The sequence below is a fragment of the Sediminispirochaeta smaragdinae DSM 11293 genome (assembly GCF_000143985.1).
GTDB lineage: Bacteria > Spirochaetota > Spirochaetia > DSM-16054 > Sediminispirochaetaceae > Sediminispirochaeta > Sediminispirochaeta smaragdinae.
Genome location: NC_014364.1, coordinates 2714908 through 2735098, shown reverse-complemented (window position 1 = coordinate 2735098; position 20191 = coordinate 2714908). Strand labels below are relative to the sequence as shown.

At 44.7% G+C, this 20191-nt stretch carries 15 protein-coding genes, 2 tRNA genes and 1 pseudogene; 9 read left to right on the top strand and 9 right to left on the bottom strand.

What is annotated here, in order from left to right:
* Positions 1-559: 559 nt before the first annotated feature.
* Positions 560-1531 (bottom strand): SH3 domain-containing protein, encoded by a 972-nt coding sequence (locus tag SPIRS_RS21795; protein ID WP_013255127.1) that lies wholly within the window; start codon positions 1529-1531, stop codon positions 560-562.
* Between the two features lie 813 nt (positions 1532-2344).
* Complete coding sequence (locus tag SPIRS_RS12905; RefSeq protein WP_013255126.1) at positions 2345-2542, bottom strand: hypothetical protein; 198 nt, start codon at positions 2540-2542, stop codon at positions 2345-2347.
* Positions 2543-3169: 627 nt separating this feature from the next.
* Here SPIRS_RS12905 and SPIRS_RS22890 point away from each other — a divergent pair.
* A complete protein-coding gene (locus SPIRS_RS22890) occupies positions 3170-3400 on the top strand; it encodes a DNA/RNA non-specific endonuclease (RefSeq protein ID WP_083771526.1) in 231 nt (76 codons plus the stop codon).
* A gap of 171 nt (positions 3401-3571) precedes the next feature.
* On the opposite strand, the gene SPIRS_RS12895 is transcribed toward SPIRS_RS22890, so the two are convergent.
* Positions 3572-4156, bottom strand: a complete 585-nt coding sequence (locus SPIRS_RS12895; protein ID WP_148224076.1) for a hypothetical protein — start codon at positions 4154-4156, stop codon at positions 3572-3574.
* Between the two features lie 485 nt (positions 4157-4641).
* On the opposite strand from SPIRS_RS12895, the gene SPIRS_RS12890 reads away from it, so the two are divergent.
* The 5 genes and pseudogenes from SPIRS_RS12890 to SPIRS_RS22150 all read left to right on the top strand — a co-directional run.
* Positions 4642-4872: a hypothetical protein gene (locus SPIRS_RS12890; RefSeq protein WP_013255124.1), complete on the top strand. Its 231-nt coding sequence runs from the start codon at positions 4642-4644 to the stop codon at positions 4870-4872.
* A 336-nt stretch (positions 4873-5208) separates the two neighbouring features.
* Complete coding sequence (locus tag SPIRS_RS12885) at positions 5209-6081, top strand: helix-turn-helix transcriptional regulator (RefSeq protein WP_013255123.1); 873 nt, start codon at positions 5209-5211, stop codon at positions 6079-6081.
* Positions 6082-6208: 127 nt separating this feature from the next.
* On the top strand, positions 6209-7927 hold the full coding sequence (locus tag SPIRS_RS12880) for a serine hydrolase domain-containing protein (protein WP_013255122.1): 1719 nt from the start codon (positions 6209-6211) through the stop codon (positions 7925-7927).
* Complete coding sequence (locus SPIRS_RS12875; protein ID WP_013255121.1) at positions 7911-9095, top strand: hypothetical protein; 1185 nt, start codon at positions 7911-7913, stop codon at positions 9093-9095. Before SPIRS_RS12880 ends, SPIRS_RS12875 begins: the two co-directional genes overlap by 17 nt.
* A gap of 575 nt (positions 9096-9670) precedes the next feature.
* Positions 9671-9841, top strand: a pseudogene (locus SPIRS_RS22150) (integrase core domain-containing protein); the annotation flags it as partial.
* Positions 9842-10222: 381 nt separating this feature from the next.
* On the opposite strand, the gene SPIRS_RS12865 reads toward SPIRS_RS22150, so the two are convergent.
* The 6 genes from SPIRS_RS12865 to SPIRS_RS12840 all read right to left on the bottom strand — a co-directional run bounded on the left by SPIRS_RS12865 (position 10223) and on the right by SPIRS_RS12840 (position 13806).
* Positions 10223-10294 (bottom strand) — tRNA-Val (locus SPIRS_RS12865).
* A 12-nt stretch (positions 10295-10306) separates the two neighbouring features.
* Positions 10307-10379, bottom strand: a tRNA-Asn gene (locus tag SPIRS_RS12860).
* 58 nt (positions 10380-10437) lie between these two features.
* Positions 10438-11451: an AmmeMemoRadiSam system radical SAM enzyme gene (gene amrS, locus SPIRS_RS12855; RefSeq protein ID WP_013255119.1), complete on the bottom strand. Its 1014-nt coding sequence runs from the start codon at positions 11449-11451 to the stop codon at positions 10438-10440.
* On the bottom strand, positions 11441-11821 hold the full coding sequence (locus SPIRS_RS12850) for a hypothetical protein (RefSeq protein WP_013255118.1): 381 nt from the start codon (positions 11819-11821) through the stop codon (positions 11441-11443). The genes amrS and SPIRS_RS12850 overlap by 11 nt, the downstream gene beginning before the upstream one ends.
* A gap of 310 nt (positions 11822-12131) precedes the next feature.
* Positions 12132-12863 (bottom strand): PilZ domain-containing protein, encoded by a 732-nt coding sequence (locus tag SPIRS_RS12845; RefSeq protein ID WP_013255117.1) that lies wholly within the window; start codon positions 12861-12863, stop codon positions 12132-12134.
* 1 nt (position 12864) lies between these two features.
* Positions 12865-13806 (bottom strand): hypothetical protein, encoded by a 942-nt coding sequence (locus SPIRS_RS12840; protein WP_013255116.1) that lies wholly within the window; start codon positions 13804-13806, stop codon positions 12865-12867.
* 41 nt (positions 13807-13847) lie between these two features.
* Between SPIRS_RS12840 and mfd the strand changes: the two genes are divergently transcribed.
* From mfd to trmB, 3 genes are read left to right on the top strand one after another with little or no spacing between them, the layout of a single operon-like run.
* Entirely contained in the window at positions 13848-17234 is a 3387-nt protein-coding gene (gene mfd, locus SPIRS_RS12835; protein ID WP_013255115.1) for a transcription-repair coupling factor, read from the top strand.
* Positions 17235-17250: 16 nt separating this feature from the next.
* Entirely contained in the window at positions 17251-19455 is a 2205-nt protein-coding gene (gene ptsP, locus SPIRS_RS12830) for a phosphoenolpyruvate--protein phosphotransferase (protein WP_013255114.1), read from the top strand.
* A gap of 13 nt (positions 19456-19468) precedes the next feature.
* Positions 19469-20146 (top strand): tRNA (guanosine(46)-N7)-methyltransferase TrmB, encoded by a 678-nt coding sequence (gene trmB, locus SPIRS_RS12825; RefSeq protein ID WP_013255113.1) that lies wholly within the window; start codon positions 19469-19471, stop codon positions 20144-20146.
* The last annotated feature ends 45 nt before the right edge of the window (positions 20147-20191 follow it).

Genomic DNA, 20191 nt, shown 5'->3' with positions numbered 1-20191 from the left:
ATAAAAAAATACTATCCCTTTGCTTTCAAGGCATATCTTTCCTTTTGCGGTCTTATTCTGGTCACGTAAGTGGTAATATTTTTGCTGTTTGAGATAATAATCCTGGGTAGAGAATTTAAGATGAGTATCTTAGCACAAATCCTTGCTGGCCAACTTTTGGTGTCTTCATCGATCTCGGAATAAGAATATTTGAAAGAATGATTTTACCATCGTATATCATCAAATTCCTTATCGTGATTTTAGGATGCATTATTCTTGCTTTTGGCATTTTCCTACAGGTAAAAGCCAATGTTATGGTAGGCCATCCGCTTACCGGTATAACCCAGTAATTCCATGTTCAGCGGTGATGAAGTCCCCGAATTGGTCCGACAGCGCGGTGTTCTTCTCCGGTCAGGCTGTAAACGGCCACGGTATCTCATAACTCTCATAACCTGGTTTTCCGTTGATCCATGACAGGGGTAGGGGATGCTCTCCCGAAGATCGAGCGGTGAGCCTCTTTCCGCTGCTTACCGGATAGTGCTAGTATATGTGATTCACAGGTATGCATGAAACGTACATACTATCTCTCGTTTCTAAGGAACACTTCACCGTTCCAAATCCAGTCTTCATTTTCATCATTGTCTGACGGAGACGGCACATCCTGCAAGCCTCCCTTAAAATGACGTTTATTAATCAGTAGATGATTTCTCTCTCCATGTTCGGAGCTTATACATGTAACCGGTTCAGAAAAGAGTTCCAACCTACCGCTCGGAAAATATACTGTGGCATAATTACCGTCATATCCTTCCCAGCCGCCATGAAACTGTGTTATTTTCTCAAAAGTTTTTGATTCTGGTTTATAATAATACAATTGGATTTCTTGATAGAAACCTGCACCGTAGTGTGCCGAGCTCATAACGGCAATAACAGAAACGGCGGGATTAAGGCCGGCATTTTCAACGACGTAAAATCCGTCAAGACCAAGGATTTCATCACTGCGTTCTTTATCTACGGGGACTTCTTTTTGAATGCTTACCACCTCATCATCAATATACATGCAGCTGCTAATCCAACATGAATAACCATCGTCTTCGGGGTGGTCGCACTCAGGTGGAATGTTATTAAAAAATTGAACAGCAAGATATTCGTTTTCTCCGTCTCCGTCTCCGTCAATGTCTCCCTGCGCCCAGTTATTACTCAGCCAACGCGCACATAAATAACCGGAGCCTTTATCACATTCAATCTTATACCAATAAGCAACGGCACCTTCCGCCTTGAATGTTGCATCGGTCTTTTCAAGTACCACTACTTTGTTGCCGGCATTCAGCTGAAACAATTTTTCATAATTGGTATCGGGGCCGCTACGGACATTTAGATTTTTGTCGGTCACAATCTGCGTTGTGTCATCTTTTGTGTATGTACCATAGTGGCTATTTTGCACGTCATTCCATGCAAGCAGCGTATTGCAATATGTTTCTGCAAAACCACTGCTAATTCCCGCTGCCAAGATAAAAGCACTTACAAAGAACTTTTTGATTCGGCCCTTTTGCATGTTCTTCTTTTTCTCCTGTGGTGTTTGTTCTTATGGTTTCAGTCAAGCAACCGATTCCAGATTATTACATTTTAATCACAATCTTGCCAGCTTCGTCTGACAAAATTATAATGAAGACATTCTATAATAAGCCTTGTCCACAAAGAGCGCCCTATTATGCGGAACTCAGCACTTTTAAGAGGAGTAGCGGCACTGGAGAAGGATCAGGACCAATAATCCAATGGAAAGGATCATGAGAGAGATCCACTTGAGGACCAAATCTAAAAGTGCGAAACTTTCTAAGCGCTACCGAGTTTTCGTAGATTCGATGGCAAAATGTATTTCTTGAGATTAAGTCTTTGTATTTCTGCGTACCGTTTACTAGTTATGAAAGAGAGAAACCGCGAAAATGGTACAAATCAGGTACAAAAGAAAAGACTATAAAAAAACACTATTCCCTCGCTTTCAAGGAATAGTGTTTTTTTTATATTGTAACGATTTACTCATGGGCGATACTGGATTTGAACCAGGTCGAAAAATAAATATACACCACATATAGCGTAGTATAACGGTTTACTTGTTGGTTAGCAACACTATAAAACTCTTTTTACGGGCTTATTTGGGTCACGTAAGTGGTAACGCGAAATTCTCCTGGAAATGCCTTTTAGGGATTCTTATATGGCTTTATAAGTTTTTTTAAAATTTACAACCGCATTTGCTTCTACCCAGTGCCCACACTGGCGCTCAGGTCTTGGCTTCTTGGCCGGCAGAAAATTGCAGAGTTCTATCTGGACAATAGCGCCTTCCTGCCATGTGGTATCCTCTAACCTCAACTCAATGAACGGCGTAGAGCCTTTTAAGACCGTGTTCAGTAATGATGAAGTCGTCGAATTTTACCAGTAGCGCAGTTTCTTTCCCTCGGTTGGGCATGTAACCGGCCACTGTTACTTCATAGCCTGGGTTCCCGTTGAGCCATGACAGGGTAGGGTCTGCTCCCCCTGAAAGGTAGAGCCTATTGCCTAATTCAATCATCTTAAATTGACCTTTCTTTTCTTTAATTATGATATTATGGAACCTGATATGACCGTAAATCAAGGAAAGGACCGGTGAATTCCTCAAAAAAGTAGGAGAGATTTCTGAAACGGATTATATCAGTAGTTCTATGCCTTTTGGTTTTACTTCCTGACGTTGCTTTCTCTGAGAATGGAGATTTTATAGTCTACATCACGAAATCGGGCATGAAGTATCACCTTGATGGTTGTTCTTCTCTCCGAAGTTCAAAGATACCGATTACATCATCGGAAGCAATAGCACAAGGCTATGAACCATGTAGCAGGTGCAATCCACCGACCTTAGTAAGCTCTAATAGCCTGGGAAATACTACCACACAAGATAGCTCGATTGATCTTGAAGCTCTCGCACTTCCATACTGCGAAACCCCGGTAAAGATTGTTCATCATACCGGTTATTCCCTTTTATACTCGGAAGAGAACGAACAAGCAGTATGGGTTGCTTATGTTCTGACAGCGGAGGAAGTCGCCGGAAATTTCGATCGAAATGACAATTTCCGAGCTGATTCTGATATTGTAACCGGTTCGGCCTCATTATCTGATTATATCTGATTATAAAGGTTCAGGGCATCGATGAACGACTCATTCTATCTCTCAAACATGTCTCCGCAGGCTCCTGGCTTTAAATCGTGGCATATGGAAAACACTTGAAGAATGGGTTCGCGATGAAGCCACGGCAGAGCGGGCCGTTTGCGTTGTTACCGGACCGATACTGACTGACGGACCTTATCAGACGATCGGTGGAAATGGCGTCAGTGTGCCGAAAAGGTATTACAAAGTCTTGCTTGATTATGTAGAGCCTGACCTCAAGGCTATATAGGTTTTATTCTCCCGAATGAATCGAGCAGCGAGCCCCTTTCCGATTTTGCCGTTTCAGTTGATCAGGTAGAAGAGGCAACCGGTCTTGATTTCTTCCCTTTGCTTGAAGATGGCATAGAAGAACAGCTTGAAAGTGATGCCGTATTCTCACAATGGTGATTGCCTTTATGGGTTAGAACAAAAGCAGTTTCGCTGGTGTTTTGAGCCAGAATCGGATATAGGGCATACCCATTTTGGGTGCACTATTGATCTTCAAAGTATTCATAACCGGCTTATCATTATCCTCGTTCCATGAGCTCTTCCAGTAATACCTATAGTCTTCAGCCTCACCTATGCTCATATATGCAAGTACGATTCTACTTCCTCCATTCGCTTTCGCTCTTAATGCAGCTACCTCAGAAGCAGAAAGCTCACTTTCCTCTGTCCCATCAAAAAACAAATCGATAAGCAGAACATCGTAATTACTCGCCTGAAGAACACTTAAAAATGTAGCCGTATTCGGAAAATCACTTTCATTGTCCGAAGGGTTTATTAAATATAAGAAATTTTTTGCGTTCGAAAGATTTATAATACTTGACTCATTCATATTGTAAGGGTCACTAGGATATATCGGGATGGCATCCAATTCTCTTTGCTCAGCAGCAAAAGAAATATACCCCTTTGCAGCATTTTTGCTATATGAGTCATCCATTTTACTAGTATCCCAACAGTAATCAGTTGTCAGAACTTCTACATCATTGGCCTCGGCAATATCCATGAATGAAATCATTTCATCTCTATCACTAACGGGTGTAGCTACGTTAGCCTCGGTAATACATGTCCGTTCTGGGGAATTATGATGAAGTCAGAATCTAATTCTTTTGCATAGCTACTGATCTCCTCAACAAACCCTCGCATTGCCTGGCGATAATCATCAGGATCATCCCAAATAGAATCTGTACTACCATTACCACAGCCCGATAACAACATAAGAAGACCACACAAGGATAGAGTATATAGAGGAATCTATTCATTATTCGTCCTTTCATATGCAAAAATATTTCAGTAGCATAGTCACCATAGTGCATAGTTAAGATCAAAACTATGAAATATGCGAAGCTTTTTAAGTTCTACTACCTATAGATAGCCTTTGATACTATAAGAATTACCAAACATTAATCAAAAACTAGTATATATCTAAAAAATCCATAAATTTCATAAAGTATAAAATCTGCTATTCTTCTATTATCCAGGAGGTATAATATGTCGAAACAGAAAGGTTTTTTCACAGAGGATTTTCGGTTATCAGAATTGTCAGCACACGGTGCTTTTGAACTTAGGGGAAGCGGTTTTAAAATATATAAATACGAAGCCGATTACAAACTGGTATTAATGGGTTCAGATAAAAAGTCTATTCCTTTGGATATTGTCAGGATTACTCCCAAAAAGGTCACGGCCCTCCTTCCTTCCGATGTGAAACCAAAAGATTATTGAATCGGTTACAGAGCCATATACGGCAATACAGAAAGAAACTATGGAGAACTGCATGTGATCGTTAAGGGAAAATAGATAAAAAAGCGGTCTTAAATCATAAGCAAAACACCGGTCCAAATACTTGATAGAGAACCCACACAAACAACTTGTCACTCCATAAAAGGGGGGGGCTAAAAGGAGTCCCGGCCAATAGCATTTCTCTCTATAAATAATATCAATTCCAGAAACAAGCCAGCAAAGGCCTTTACAAAAACTTTTAAAGGTTCCTGAAAACAAGACACAATTCTAATGCCGATTTGATAGCAATATTAATAGTAAGAGGATATAATATTACCTATGGACCACTTTTCTGATTTTATTCTTCAAGTTTTTGCAATATCTGCTGGTTCAGGTGCACTTATCATATTATTCTACTTATGCTCTGTGTTTCCCCGCTCCAAACGTCTGCGATTTGCCCTTATGATTGTTATAACAGTTTCGTTAAACTATCTTATGGGAATTCTTGGATATGTAAATGAGGTTAAAGCTTTTAGTACATCCTCTATCGTTTCAGGCATATTCCTATTGATCCAGGTTCTTTCCGCCATAGCTACTTTCTACGTCTCTTTGCTTTTTATTGAATCTTTAGGAACTCCCAGGTACTCAGTATTTGGTATACTTTGCAGGGCCGTATTTGTTGTTTTTTTCGTTATAGTTATAGATGTAATACATATGTTCCCCGGCGCTCAAAGAAGACCTGTTTGGGATTTAATAATATATTTTAGTCCGGTCTTCCTCTGGTGTTATCTTCTTACCATTAAGATTGACAACCCATTTATACGAAAGATTCAGATTGCAGGACTAATAGGATTCGGAGGGAATATTCTTCTCATAATACTACAGCGCTTTGCCATTCCCGATTTTTTTATCCATTTTGCCGATGCCAATTTTTATCTTTTCTTAACCATATCAAGTATGATCTTTTCTATTTCTTACCTTGTGCAGAGAAAAAAGGATGGAAAGGTCTCCCTAATCGATATTCAGGAAAAGTTTAATCTAACCAAGCGGGAAGCAGAAGTTACAGAACTTCTTCTTAAATCCTATTCTTATAAAGAAATTGCCTTTCATCTGGGGATCACTATGCCTACGGTTAAAACTCATGTTTCCCGAATTTACAAAAAAACGGGTTCACAGGGAAAATCCGGGCTTCATACGCTTGTTACGAAGTAAAAACAACCAAGTCATACAAAAATCATCCTAAAAATACCTCCTTTCTCATACAACGGATGATTACTTTCCACACTCTTTAAGCCTACTTTTAAAATGAAAATTTTAATTCTTAAGGAGTAATAATTGTATGAAAGACATTAAACATGGTGTCGTATTTTTTAGATTGATCTTTTTTTTGATCATTCTTATATCGTCTGTAAGCTGTGTCAGTTCTTCTGCGAAGAAAGACAAAGCGCAGGTAGTGGAACAGCTGATACAAAGTCGGATAGACAAACAGGGAATTACCGGGCTTACAGCCGCGGTAGTATACGGTGATCAGTCTATTGTGACCAGAGGATTCGGGCTCCGGGAAACAGTTCCCGAACAGCTGCCCGTGACCGAGCATACATTATTTCAGATTGGTTCCGTTACCAAAATCTTTACGGCTATTGCCATAATGCAATTGGAAGAAAATGGCACAATTGATCTTGATGCCGATATCAGGACATATCTTCCGGAGTTTCACCCAAAATCCTTTGGAACCGTAAATAAGGAAATTACAATCCGGAATCTTCTTACTCACCATTCAGGACTCCCCAGTGCATACTTCAAGGACTTTACCCTGGAGGCCCCGGATCCCGATGCGTTTATGGATACCTCCAACATGCTTTCTGAAGAGTATATGGTATGGGACAGCGGTACTGTCTTTGCTTATAACAACTCCGGTTTCAGTCTTTTGGGAGAGTTGATTGGAAGAGTTTCAGGATCTACTTACGAAGAATATATCACGGATCATATTTTTACCCCTCTTGGCATGCATGATTCCCTTGTCATGCTTTCTTCAAAAGACGAGCCCAATGTATCAGGAGGATTTACAAGGGGAGAACCGGAAGACCTCATGTGGTTTATCAAGGATATTCCCGCGGGCTCGATACTTCTGTCCGCAGTGGATATGGATACTTTTCTAAGAGAATTACTGAATTGTAGCGCCGGCAAATCCAATAGGATATTACAGCCCGAAACATTACTGTCCATGTTTTCTCTACAGAACATGAATACCCCTCTGGACGGCTCATTTAAAATAGGGTTGACCTTCTGGATCGAATCGCAAAATGGATGTGATGTTTTTGAACACGGAGGTACAATTCCGCCATTTTATTCCGAGATGGAAATCATACCAGAAAAGGGAATAGGCATTTTTCTGGCGTCAAATGACAATGCAGGAGACAATGACCAACTCACTTCCTTGACTATGGATATTGCAGACCTTCTTATCGGCAAAAAGCCTTCTCCCTCCTCCCCTCTTATTAATACTGAAATCTCTCAGGAAACGGATTTGTCCGATTTGGCCGGTTATTATGTGAACGGAGGAACCGGAATAGTTTCAATCGAAAACATAGATGGCGTCTTAACCGGGCGAATTCCTGAAATGGATGTCAAATCTCCCATGAAAATCCTGTCTGATAACTCAATAGCATTTGGTGACACTGGTCTTGTTTTCAAACCGACGACTGATACAGATAAAGCGGTCTTTTTATGTTATATGGGGAATTATTTTATGGGCCCAGTGTCCGCTGTTTCACCTGAACCGGTATCGTCTGTTTGGAGGCAGCGGACAGGACGCTACGAGGGAGCCGGATTCATTGATGCGGTTGATCTTTCATTTGACGAGAAAATGGGAGTGTTAACTTTATTGATAGAATCAGAAACAGATGGAAATATGAGATTTGCCCTGACAGAGCTATCAGATGATCTGCTAAAAGTTCAGGGTTACGGTAGAAATATGGGAAATATTATTGAATACAGCCTTTCGGAATCCGGAGAAATATTAAAATACGGGGGATGCGACTTTGTTAAAAGGAATTAAGGGACTTCCTGTAAAAAGAGAGGCATGCGTTATTATAGCCTTTCTTGCATTACTGTCACTTCCTCTTGCGGCGTTGACGGAAAAAGAACAAGATAAAAGCTCGGAAGCCTTAAATAACAGTAAAACCGAGGCATCTTCCCGGAATTGGGAAATAATAGCCGACAGTATGATATATAACGGATATGACGGAAACTATGAAGGTAATCTAAATCCTGTTCTTCAATTCACCGATGTTGATGTTTTTGGCAGCGGAAACTGTTTCAACCTGCTATTTGCGGGAATATTTCTCAGCCTTGATTATACGATTTCCCAGAAAGCCGAAATCCCATTCAATATAACCATTCATACGGACGGAACCGCCAAGCTGCTGGGTTCGGACTTTACCTTCTATGAAAAGGGAGAAGAAACGGACTGGACTCTGAAAGGCCCCGGCTGTAATCTGGCAGTCATACTCAGCAGGGATATGGATTGCGGATTTTCTATAAAGACAACCCAATTGATGAATTTTAGTGATTATGACAGCAATGATACGGCTTTTGTCTCTCCTGAAAACACAGCCACATATACGGGAAATCTGGATTTGTCATATACCTATCAACCCAATGAAGATTCATCAGAATCTTCTTTTCCTGTAGGATTTCAAATAATGGCAATTCCGGAAGTTATCTATCAGCTTAATTATGAAGATTGGGGGCCTGAAGATAATCTTTACACTCATGATGATACCCCTGCCTACAGGGGACTTTATCAAGTAAGTTGCTACAATGCTTCCGTGAAGCGTGTGAACTGGAAAGGTCAATTATCCTATTTGCACGGGGAGAACTTGTACCAGTTAGAGAAATGGGCTGTAGGCTCAACAAACGCATTCAACGGAGGTCCTCGCCTTGATGGTTACTACCCTGGAGAGTTTATGACAGATGAGTCTTTTCTGCTTAATATGAATTTACAGATTGTTTCGATACCAGACAGGGTTGAGTTTTTGGTATCTTATGATGCTTTCTACTATGGAGAAAAAGAGCGTTTATATCAAGGATCCGCAGTAGACCTATTCGTTAAACTCGGTAATAAGGCAAGTTTTAACTTTCGAAGCGGTATTGGCTGGAATGCAGAACGAGACTTTTTGCCTGTAGGAATGACACATAATCTTTTATTCAGATATACCTTCTGATTATGTCTATATTCTTTTTCTAATGATAAATAGGGCTTCCTGAAAAAGTATTTCGGGAAGCCTTTTATCTCTTTATCTTATATTGATCTCTCATCTCGGCCAACTCAGCCGAACAGATTTTATCCCGTTTTGGTACAAAATTGATTCAGGATAATATCCATATCGTTGTCCTCTGTATTCCTCCACATGAGAAATAAGACCTTCTGCTTTGTTGAAGATATCCCACAATAGGGTTCACAGAAGGACCAGTAAAAGCGATTAATTTTCATAGAGACTCTCCTATGATCCGTCAGATATGGGATTACAATACCCAAGTGTTCAGGGTACCCTTCCTTAAGCAAGTCAACGGCAAGCTTATGAAGACTTTTTGCCATCCCACCTTATCAGAATCGTAATTAAAGATTTACTGGACACTGCCGCTAAGAGATCGATTCCTATCCGCATTTGTTATTATATGTTCAAAAGATGTTTCTGCCTTCAACCACTTTAAAATGTTCCGGGCCAATGCTTCCTGAAAAGTTCAACGAAGCTGAGAATTCCCCATAGTCATATCAATTATGTCATCATTCTTTTTATATGAAGATATCTATCTGAAATCCTATGAGTCGGTGAGGGAGTTGAAAGCTGGACTCACCCGGTACTTCCGGTTCTATAACAGCCGAAGATTTCACCAAAGTCTGGATTATCGAACGCCGGAGGAGATGTATGTAGCATTCCAGGAAAAGGAGCGTAAGGCTGCTGCATAGTCAGATTATACCGGCAGGTTCCACTTTAAATAGTTTAGAAAACTGTTTGACAAACGGGCTCAGCATACTTCTCTAAAGAGCGCTTCATGGAAGATAATTTTATTCACTGTTCCTGCTGCCAGATTCTTTCGTAAAAGGGTAGAACGAAAATCAATGATATGTGATCGTCTGATTGTGTTCATTTTGAGTTTTCGTAGATTCGATGGCAGAATGTATTTCTTGAGATTAAGTCTTTGTATTTCTGCGTACCGTTTACTAGTTATGAAAGAGAGAAACCGCGAAAATGGTACAAATCAGGTACAAAAGAAAAGACTATAAAAAAACACTATTCCCTCGCTTTCAAGGAATAGTGTTTTTTTTTATATTGTAACGATTTACTCATGGGCGATACTGGATTTGAACCAGTGACTTCTACCGTGTGAAGGTAGCACTCTCCCACTGAGTTAATCGCCCGAAGGAAAATGACTCCCCCGGACAGACTCGAACTGCCGACCTAGTGGTTAACAGCCACCCGCTCTACCAACTGAGCTACAGGGGAATGTTCTCTCGAACGAGTGTAATCTACACAAAAGTAGCGTAGTGTGTCAACGGCTTTCTTAAAAAATCTTTGCAATCCTTCTTCCGCAAGAAGGGCAATTTCCAACATGATCCAACAGCACCGTCGTCGTATATCCTCGTCGTCGAATAACCGTTGACCCACATTCGGGACAGCGAGTAGTTCCATCGGACCGTGTGTTCCCCGGATAGACGAAATTCAGGTACTCCCTGCCGACGGCCACAGCCTTGTCTATGCTTAGGGTAGGGGTGGCCGGAGCTTTATAAAGAAAAGAGGGGTAATATGCAGAAAGGTGCCAAGGAATATCGGGATCGAGGGCCGAGAGGAACCGGGCCGAGCTTCTGATACCTTCAATATCATCGTTCTTGCCTGGAATGATTAAGGTGGTAACCTCAGTATGGATCCCCATTTCGACGGAACGCGTGATAAACGTACGAACGGGTTCTATCGAGCCCCCAAGTTCCCGCCGGTACAATTCATCGTCATGGGCCTTCAGATCCACATTGACCGCATCTATACGTTTCAATATTTCATTACTGGGGTCGGCTTGGAGATAGCCGTTTGTCACCAGTATTGTTTTGAGGCCCTGCCGACGGGCAATCGTTGCCGCTTCAAGCAGGTATTCAATATGAATTGTCGGTTCCGAGTAGGTAAAGGCCAGGGATTTCATACCAGCCGCGATCACCTTGTCTATGAGTTTGTCGGCGAGGATAACAGGGCTTGCTTCTACGTCTCTCTCATCGTAACTGGTACTGATGCGGTGATTTTGGCAAAAGGGGCAGCTAAGGGAACATCCAAAAAAACCGACGGAGAATGTTTCCGTTCCCGGCATAAAGTGGTAAAGGGGCTTTTTTTCGACTGGATCGATTCCAAAAGATGAGATACGTCCATACAGTGGTATTTCGAGACGCTCCCCTTTGCGGATGCGCACCTTGCAGCGCCCTGACCGACCATCGGTTATGCGACAATTATTGGGGCATAACCGACAAGTTAGGACTGAATCGCCTCCGGAAACGGAAGGCGATAGTTCGTAGAACCGTGCCTTACCTGTCATACCCATTGACTATTTCGTTCAGGCGGTCGATGGACGAAAAATGCTTGGGCGGATCGGCTACTTCAAAAGGGGTGTATTCGATACCGAGGCGTCCCTTGGGGATCCAGATGCGCGCCATTGGTATCGCTTTCCCGTCACCGGTAACAATGTTGGGTAGTGCCTCAAAGAAAGCGACATCGGCGATGAGAAATTCAAGAAAATGAGTTGCCTCTCCCGACGGATCAACGATCAGGAGCATCTTTTCCTGATCATAGGGATGGCGTCTGGGAGAACCGCTGAAGATGACCGAGTCTCTTGTTCGCTCTTCCCGAAAATCGTAGGAAGCCATCTGAAAAATCGGCTGTGCTTCAAGATATTTACGGATACTCATACGTATAGTATAGCCGATTTTTTCTCAAAAAAAAAGAAGAGGGGGTACGGGGGTACGGCATTTTCCAGATATAGGAGATACTTGTAGCCCCTAGGTTTAAATGAAACGTAGTGTTCCGAATCCTGGTGGTATGCATGCCTTTTTGCCGGTACAATCCTTGCTTTTATGTTGGTGCTTACTTTTTTCCCATAGTTTGACCTTCAATTGACTGCGGAAAAAAGAATTGTGTCTCTTTAATCACCAGGATTCGGAACAGTAGAAATAGATTATACCACCCTACATATTGTTGAATAGGGATGACTGGCAGCCTTTAACTCAGGTGCCTTTTCAGTGCCTCCTGCCGTTCCGCTTCAAATAGGTCGTTAAGAGCAATACGGCAGTCATCCGGCAGATCGATAAATTTGAATGATATGGGACCGCTGTTGTGGATGACCTTTGCGCTGATTTCGAAATAGGCTCCCGAAACATTGAGGGTACATAGATCGATGGTCGTCCCGATCTGAAGATCGAGAAGCGATATGCCGGGTTCCGGCAGGAAAAGAAGCCCTCCGGCCGAAAAGTCTTCGACTCTACCGGTGATGATACGCAGGCTCTGAGGGTGGGTGAACATAAACTCGAGATCGTGTTTCGAAGAGGGAACGTAGCGTCTGTCGTAACGCTTATCATCCCATACGGCATAGCGGGCCAAAATATCCTCCAGAAGGGCCAAATCCTCCGGATTCCCAAAATCTTCCTTCACGATGGCGTTTACACCGAGGATACCCGCCTTTGTTCCTTCTTCCTCATCGAAATGTTCCCCCCGAAGAAGGATAAAGGGTTTTTCCTCTGCATCGCTTCCCTGTCTGAAAAGCTGAAGGAATGGTTTCCAGTGCCGCGGGTAATCGGCGGCGCTGAACAGGACAATCTCGGGTGCCACTTCATCGATGTTGTCCATCGCCTTTAGTGGGTTCGTATAGTGGATAAAGACGAATCCCTGCGGTGCAAGGTGTTCAACTACTTTATGCTTAATTGAATCTTTTTCGATAACGAGCATTGCTTTCATATTATTCTGTTCCCAGGTTCCTTACATAGTAGTCGTGAATCATCCAGAAGCCTTTATCCCGATGCAGGAGATAGGTGTATTTTCGTTTCTCTGAGAAATCGCTGTACTCAAAGGTTTGGACCACCTCAACCGTTGCATCTGTGGGTGTATAGGAGGTGTTGACGATAGAAAAGCTGCTGGGAACGACCAAAATATCGGTATCGACCTGCCGCTGCTGAAGTGCTTCTCTGTATTGATTCACCATCTGAAAACGTTCTTCGTCCGATTTATTACGATATTCCACCCTCAATCTCGGATCCTGAAGCATTAACTGTTCCACATCAAGGTAGAGGAAAAACTTAGGCCATTCGCCCTTTTGCCTGGCTTTGAGCATGTAGGTAACCACTTCGTCCGGCGGCAACTTTTCCTTTGTAAGGATTCGTCCTGTTTCGGCATCGAGCTTTTCCTGGTAGGCGGGGACATTTGATAGATCGGGATGTATTTGAATCGTCAAGGTATTTGAGGTGATTTTCTGCGCTGCCTCCGAGGTCTGAAGATCGGGATAGAAACTTGCCTGGATCGTATAGACCCCCGGTACATGTATGGTGACGAAATCGGTTAAATCGGCGAGAAAGGAGTATTCTTCTCCGGGAAGAAGGACCATCTCTCGATAAAAAACCCGTTGACTGGAATTCCGCTCTATTTTAAAGTGTTCAGAATGTTCAATGGGAAGGTTTCTCAGATTACGAACATCAAAATCGATGTTGAATAATCTTTTTTCGGCGGCATGGAAACGAAATGGGTCCGATTCGTTGTTTTTTACGGTAATGTGTACGGTGATTGTGCTTTTAGGTGTATAGACTGTGCGGTCGTATAGCTGTACCATTAATTCCATTCCCCAGCTGTGGCTGAGCGGAATTGCAAGAAGCTGTATGCAGAAAAGGATCTTAAGTTTCGTTACCATGAATTTCCCCCGTCGCATCATTCCTATTTTCGGTTAAAACGATGATAACATTATTCCTAAATCAATTAAACGATCTTCTAAAAGCCTATCGTGCGAAAAACGACCTCTTCGAGCAGATCCGTTCCGACCATTTCCCTGTGGTTCTTGAAGGACCGGAAGGGTTTTTTCTTGCATATCTGATCGAATCGTTTTTCCGTGAGCAAAAGAGTACGATTTTGGTGGTGACGCCCACGGAACAAGAGGCTTCACAGCTTGTAGGAGACCTTTCTCTCATTACCGATAGAGCATATGCCTTCCCCTGGTGGGAGAAGGTTGCCTACAGCGGTAACCGTATTCATACGCATGTGGCTGCAGAGCGCCTCCACTACCTTGTGCAGATGCTGAAAGGGGATCATGTTATCCTTGTAGCAAGCTTGCGAGCCTTTCTCACCCCGGTTCCGCCTCCCGAATCGATTAAGCAGACCCTTGTTCCCATTACCATCGGCGGGGCCTTCGATCCCATTTCCCTGCGGGACCGTCTGGTCTCCTACGGCTATACGAAGGTTCCGAAGGTTACGGTTAGAGGGGAGTTTGCCCTCCGTGGTGAGGTGCTTGATATCTTTCTCGGCGGAGAAGATGAGCCCGTCCGCATCGTTTTTGAATGGGACGAGGTAGAGAAGATTACCCGTTTTGATGTGGATACCCAAAAGTCTACGGAAGAGCTGAAGCGTGTAACCTTGTATCCCTTTCATGAATTGATCTGGAGCGATGAGCGTATACGCATGCTTGAGGTCAATTTGCCCCCAAGCCAACAGAAAAAAGCCTTTCTTGAGGAGTTGGCAGCAAAAGGAGGCTGTAGGGATGAGGAGAACTTTTTTGCCGCCAGCTTCAATCCACCGGGAACCCTTCTCGATTACCTTAACGATGACGCCATGTTACTGCTTTTCGAGGAGGAGCGGCTGATTTCAGGGGCCCAAACCTTGGGCAAAGAGTATCGAGAGCTCTACAGAAAGGCCCGTTCGGAAGGAGTTCCTGCGCCAAAGCCTGAGACCATCCTTCTCGATTATGAAAGGCTGAGCTCCGGCCATGCAAAAAAGCTTGTTATTCCTGCCATCAAGGATGCCCAGGCCGATGGGCGGATGCGTTTTCCCGTCACAGGCCCCCGCAGTTTCTTTGGAAACATGCAATACCTTCGAAGCGAGCTTGAGAATCTTAAGGATTCCGGCTATAGAATTACCATCTTTGCAGAATCTGACAGCCAGGCCGCAAGGGTTCGCCAGCTTGTTGGAGATGAAGAGATATCCATCGTTGCGGCGCCCATTTCATCGGGTTTTTCCCTCCCTGAACTTAAATTCATGGCGATTCAGGAGAACGAGATCTTCGGAAGAAGAAAGCGTATCCCCGCATCGGTCAAGCGGTCGAAGACTGCGGTTATCGATACCTTTGTCGAGCTCAATCCCGGTGATCTCGTGGTCCATGTGAATTACGGAATCGGACGATTCCTCGGTATCGACAGGATCACCGCCGCCGGTACGGAGAGGGATTATATCAAGCTTGAATATGCCGACCAGGAGATGATCTTTATCCCTATCGAGCAGGTAAACCTCGTTCAGCGCTATATTGGTCAGGAAGGGCAGAGCCCCAGACTCGATAAGCTTGGAGGCAAGGGGTGGGAGAGTCGTAAGGCACGGGTCAGAAAATCCGTGGAGGACCTTGCCGATCGCCTTATCAAACTTTATGCTAAGCGAAAAGAGGCCCGGGGATTTTCCTTCCCTGAGGATACCGATTGGCAGGTGGAGTTTGAGGCTGAGTTTCCCTATCAAGAGACTGCGGATCAGCTTCGCTGCATCGAAGAGGTCAAGGCCGATATGGAGAGTGACCGCCCCATGGATCGGCTTATCTGCGGTGATGTGGGTTACGGGAAAACCGAGGTTGCCATGAGAGCCGCCTTCAAGGCCGTTGTCGCAGGAAAGCAGGTCGCCTTTCTTGCTCCGACGACGATCCTTGCCGAGCAGCATTACGAAAACTTTTGCGAACGGTTTAAGAGATATCCTGTCAAGATTGATATGGTAAGTCGTTTTGTTCCCAAGAAAAAGCAACATCAGATCCTCTCGGCCCTGACCGAGGGCTCCGTCGACCTTCTTATCGGAACACACAGGATCCTTCAGAAGGATGTTCTGTTTAAAAACCTCGGCCTCATCGTCATAGACGAAGAGCAGCGCTTCGGGGTTAAAGATAAGGAGCGGCTTAAGGAGCTGCGAACATCGGTGGACAGTCTTTCTCTTTCCGCCACTCCTATTCCCAGGACCTTGCACATGTCTCTGTTGAAGATTCGTGATATCTCTCTGCTCACTACCGCCCCGAACAATAGGCGTCCCATTGAGACAACTATTCAGGAGTTCGACGAAGAGCTTGTAGCAAAGGCCATTAGAAGGGAGATGGACCGCGGCGGTCAGGTCTTTTTCCTTCATAATCGAGTGGAAACCCTCCCTCAGGTGCGGAGATTTCTTGAACGCCTTATCCCTGAGGTCTTTGTCGAGATCGCCCATGGTCAGATGTCCAGCAGCCAGCTGGAGGATATCATGCATCGTTTTATCCACGGCTCCTTTCAGGTTTTGCTTGCCACGACGATCATAGAAAACGGGATCGATATTCCCAACGTCAATACCATCATCATAGACAGGGCCGACATGTACGGGATCAGCCAGCTTTACCAGCTGAGGGGAAGGGTCGGGCGTTCGGACCGCAGTTCCTACGCCTATCTCTTCTACCCGGAACAGCGCTCACTCTCCGAGATTGCCATGAAGCGTCTGCAGATCATCAGCGATTATACCGAGCTGGGATCGGGCTTCAAGATTGCCATGAAGGATATGGAGGTCCGTGGCGCCGGAAATCTTCTCGGTCGCCAACAGCATGGCGAGATTCTTTCGGTCGGTTTCGATATGTATCTTCGGATCCTCGATGAAGCCGTCGCTGAAATGAGCAGAGGCGACGGCGAAGAAATTCCTGTCGAGGTCTATCTTGAGCTCGATTATTCCGGCTATATTCCCGACTCCTACATCACCGATCCCACCGAAAAGATGGAGGTCTACAAAAAGATTGCTGCTATCCAGGTTGATGAAGATCTGCAGATGGTAGTTGCGGAGTTGCATGACCGCTTCGGACCCATACCTGATGAGGTACTGAGTCTTCTTGCCATCAGTGAAATCAGAATTTTCTGCAGACATATGTCCATCGTTTCTCTCAAAGAACGGCGTGGACATGTGGAGATAGAGTTCGGAAGGGTTTCGAAGATATCAGCCCAAAAGGTTGTCAGGATGATAGCCGAGAGCAAGGGAGCCGTACGGATCGACCCGAAGCGGCCCAATATCTTACATATGGATACAACAGCAATCGGCCTGAAAGAGAAATCGGAATTTATTAGAGAAAAGCTCCAGGCTTTAGTATAATAATGCCGGGGGAAACATGAAAAAGAAGACCTTTGATCTTATTTGCAGCGTTGGAGAGCTGACCGGCATTTTCCATAAAAAGACGAACATAAACGGTTTACTGCATATTGTGGTAAAGCTGGTTGCCAAACATATGGAGACCGAAGCGTGCTCAATTTTTCTCCTGGACAACACAACGGGAAATCTGGTCCTCCGTGCTTCGGTAGGCCTCAATCCCGATATGATCGGTATCCTTTCGCTTACTCCGGGAGAAGGTATTACCGGCACAAGCCTCAAGGAATCCCGTGCCATTAATGTTCCCAGAGGCTCAAATGATCCCCATTTCAAATATATCGAAGGTATTTTTGAAGAGCGCTACGAGAGTTTTCTCGCCGTTCCGATTCTTCATTCCAAGCATCGTCTCGGCGTTATTGTCCTTGAAGACAGTAGGCCCGACTATTATACGGAAAGAGATCAGCGAGCTCTTGGAACGATTGCCAGTCAACTTGCCGCTTTTTTGGAAAACGCGAAACTTCTGCTCGAGCTTCGAAATCAGAAAAACAGAGGCCCGGAAGAGGCTAAGGATGAAAAAGATAACCGCCGGCTTCCTCTGAAGGATTTTTATCGGGGCGAGGCTGCTTCCGGCGGAATTGCCCTGGGGCGGGCCGTGCTGGTCAGCGGCAGTGGGGGAGACCTCCTTTTGAGCGCTGGCCATGAAGCGTATCGGCAAGGTGAATCCGCCTTTGAAGAGGCTTTGGAAAAAACAAAACGCCAGCTGGAACTTTTGCAGCAGCACATGGAAGATGCGCTGTCGGAGGTCGGTTCCCTCATCTTTGGAAGCCATCTTCTCATGCTCAGCGACGAGGATTTTTCCGGTTCAATGCGTAAAAATGTACGGGAGGGAATGACGCCACAGCAGGCTGTCGTCAAGGTTGTCAACGAGTATGTAATGCTCTTTATCAACAGTAGAAATCAGAACGTCCAGGAAAAGGTTCATGATGTAAAAGACCTTGGCCACCGGCTTTTGAAGAATCTTCTGGTTAATGAGACCGAAGATGGTGATTATTCGGGGCAGATTGTGGTTGCTCAGAACCTCCTGCCTTCCGAGCTGGTGAAATTGGGGGTTCAGAATACCGAAGGATTTGTGCTCTTTGGGGCGGGAATGACAAGCCACATTTCGATTCTTTCCCGCTCTCTTGAGGTTCCCGTTATCCTTTTAGGCGATAAAAATTTCTTCCAGTTTGTGGAAAATCGACTCCTTATCCTCGATGCCTATCAGGGAACGATCATGGTCGATCCCGCAGAAGAGGTTATTGATCGATATCTTGAAACCGATCGTAGGGAAACCGACAGACGAAACGAGGATTATGCGGAACCCTTTGAGCCCATTGCCTTGCCAAATGGTAGGAATGTGGAACTTCTTGCGAATATCAACATTCTCAGTGATGTCCATTCCGCCAAAAGGTCGGGGGCTAAGGGGGTCGGGCTCTATCGAAGTGAGTTTCTCTATCTGATCCGTAACAGTTTCCCCACGGAAGAAGAACAGGTCGTTATTTATGAGAAATTGTTGAACCAGATCGATAATGTGGTGTTTCGTACCTTTGATCTGGGAGGCGATAAGATTCTGCGGTCGGCCTCCTCCTCAAATGAGAAAAATCCCTTTATGGGGTTGCGGTCGCTTCGCTACGCAATGAAGAATCGGGATTTGTTTAAGATACAGCTGCGGTCGATTCTCCGTGCCGGAAAGGGGAAAACGATTAAGATTCTTTTCCCGCTGGTGGCCGGCCCCGAGGATTTTCTTGAGGCCCGGGAGGTGGTGTACGAGGCGGCTGGAGCGCTGGAGGCCGAGGGGATCGAGCATAATGCCAATCCTCAGATCGGAGCGATGATCGAGTTGCCTTCCTCAGCTTTACTTGTTGAAGAGATAGCCGAGCATGCCGATTTTCTCTCTATTGGAACCAACGATCTTGTTCAGTATGTCCTTGGGGTGGATCGAACGAATCAACAGATTGCCCACCTCTATGATCAGCAACATCCCGCCGTTCTAAGATTGCTGAAGATGATTGCCGAAGGGGCGGAGCGAAAGGGATGTCCTGTTAGTGTCTGCGGTAACAGTGCTACCGATCCCCAGATGTTGCATTTTTTCATTAAGTCAGGTATCTATTCCTTTAGTGTTGATCCTCGGTCCTTTTCCGACGTGCGCGCCGTGCTTCAGGAAATTGCCGATGAAATGATCGAATGAGAAGCGTGGTATTGTGGAAGAACCGGAAAGAAGAATCAGAAGCTACAGCAGAAGAAGCGGCAGACTCAGCTCTTCCCAGGAGCGGGCTCTTGCGGAGCTATTGCCTCGTTATGGGGGGACTCTTTCAATTGAAAGGTCTCTGCCCTTGTCGCAATGGTTTCCCGAAGATGGCCGAATCGTTTTGGAGATCGGCTTTGGTATGGGGGAGGCCACCGTCGAGATCGCCGAGAAGTTTCCCGATCATTTCTTCCTTGGTGCTGAGGTCCACAAGCCTGGAATCGGACGCCTTTTGAATGAGATTGAGCGGCGAGGGATAAAGAATATCAGGGTAGTTCATGGAGATGCGGATATTCTGATCCGTACAATGCTCCCAAAGCTTTACCTTTCGGGGGTTCATATCTTTTTCTCTGATCCATGGCCGAAAAAACGGCACCATAAGCGTCGCTTGATTCAAGCCCCCTTTTTACGATCGCTGCTGCCCGTATTGAAACCTGATGGTTACATCTATATGGTAACGGATTGGGAAGATTATGCTCAGTGGATTCTTGCCGAGTCTGAAAAGGTGCCGGAATTGGAAAACCCATACAAAGGCTATGCGTCTCCTATCCCCTGGAGACCAGAGACTCGCTTCGAAAAAAAGGGCCTTGATAAGATGCACCTGATCCGAGAGATCTGGCTTCAAAAGCGATAGTTCCTCTTCTATTGCATAAAAATCGATTTTATAGCACTATTGTTG

What these genes read in the sequence shown, in the direction of transcription:
- SPIRS_RS21795 (WP_013255127.1), bottom strand. Translation starts at nt 1,531, where the DNA reads ATGCAAAAGGGCCGAATCAAAAAGTTCTTTGTAAGTGCTTTTATCTTG.
- SPIRS_RS12905 (WP_013255126.1), bottom strand. Translation starts at nt 2,542, where the DNA reads ATGATTGAATTAGGCAATAGGCTCTACCTTTCAGGGGGAGCAGACCCT.
- SPIRS_RS12895 (WP_148224076.1), bottom strand. Translation starts at nt 4,156, where the DNA reads ATGGATATTGCCGAGGCCAATGATGTAGAAGTTCTGACAACTGATTAC.
- SPIRS_RS12890 (WP_013255124.1), top strand. Translation starts at nt 4,642, where the DNA reads ATGTCGAAACAGAAAGGTTTTTTCACAGAGGATTTTCGGTTATCAGAA.
- SPIRS_RS12885 (WP_013255123.1), top strand. Translation starts at nt 5,209, where the DNA reads ATGGACCACTTTTCTGATTTTATTCTTCAAGTTTTTGCAATATCTGCT.
- SPIRS_RS12880 (WP_013255122.1), top strand. Translation starts at nt 6,209, where the DNA reads ATGAAAGACATTAAACATGGTGTCGTATTTTTTAGATTGATCTTTTTT.
- amrS (WP_013255119.1), bottom strand. Translation starts at nt 11,451, where the DNA reads ATGACAGGTAAGGCACGGTTCTACGAACTATCGCCTTCCGTTTCCGGA.
- SPIRS_RS12850 (WP_013255118.1), bottom strand. Translation starts at nt 11,821, where the DNA reads ATGAGTATCCGTAAATATCTTGAAGCACAGCCGATTTTTCAGATGGCT.
- SPIRS_RS12845 (WP_013255117.1), bottom strand. Translation starts at nt 12,863, where the DNA reads ATGAAAGCAATGCTCGTTATCGAAAAAGATTCAATTAAGCATAAAGTA.
- SPIRS_RS12840 (WP_013255116.1), bottom strand. Translation starts at nt 13,806, where the DNA reads ATGGTAACGAAACTTAAGATCCTTTTCTGCATACAGCTTCTTGCAATT.
- mfd (WP_013255115.1), top strand. Translation starts at nt 13,848, where the DNA reads ATGATAACATTATTCCTAAATCAATTAAACGATCTTCTAAAAGCCTAT.
- ptsP (WP_013255114.1), top strand. Translation starts at nt 17,251, where the DNA reads ATGAAAAAGAAGACCTTTGATCTTATTTGCAGCGTTGGAGAGCTGACC.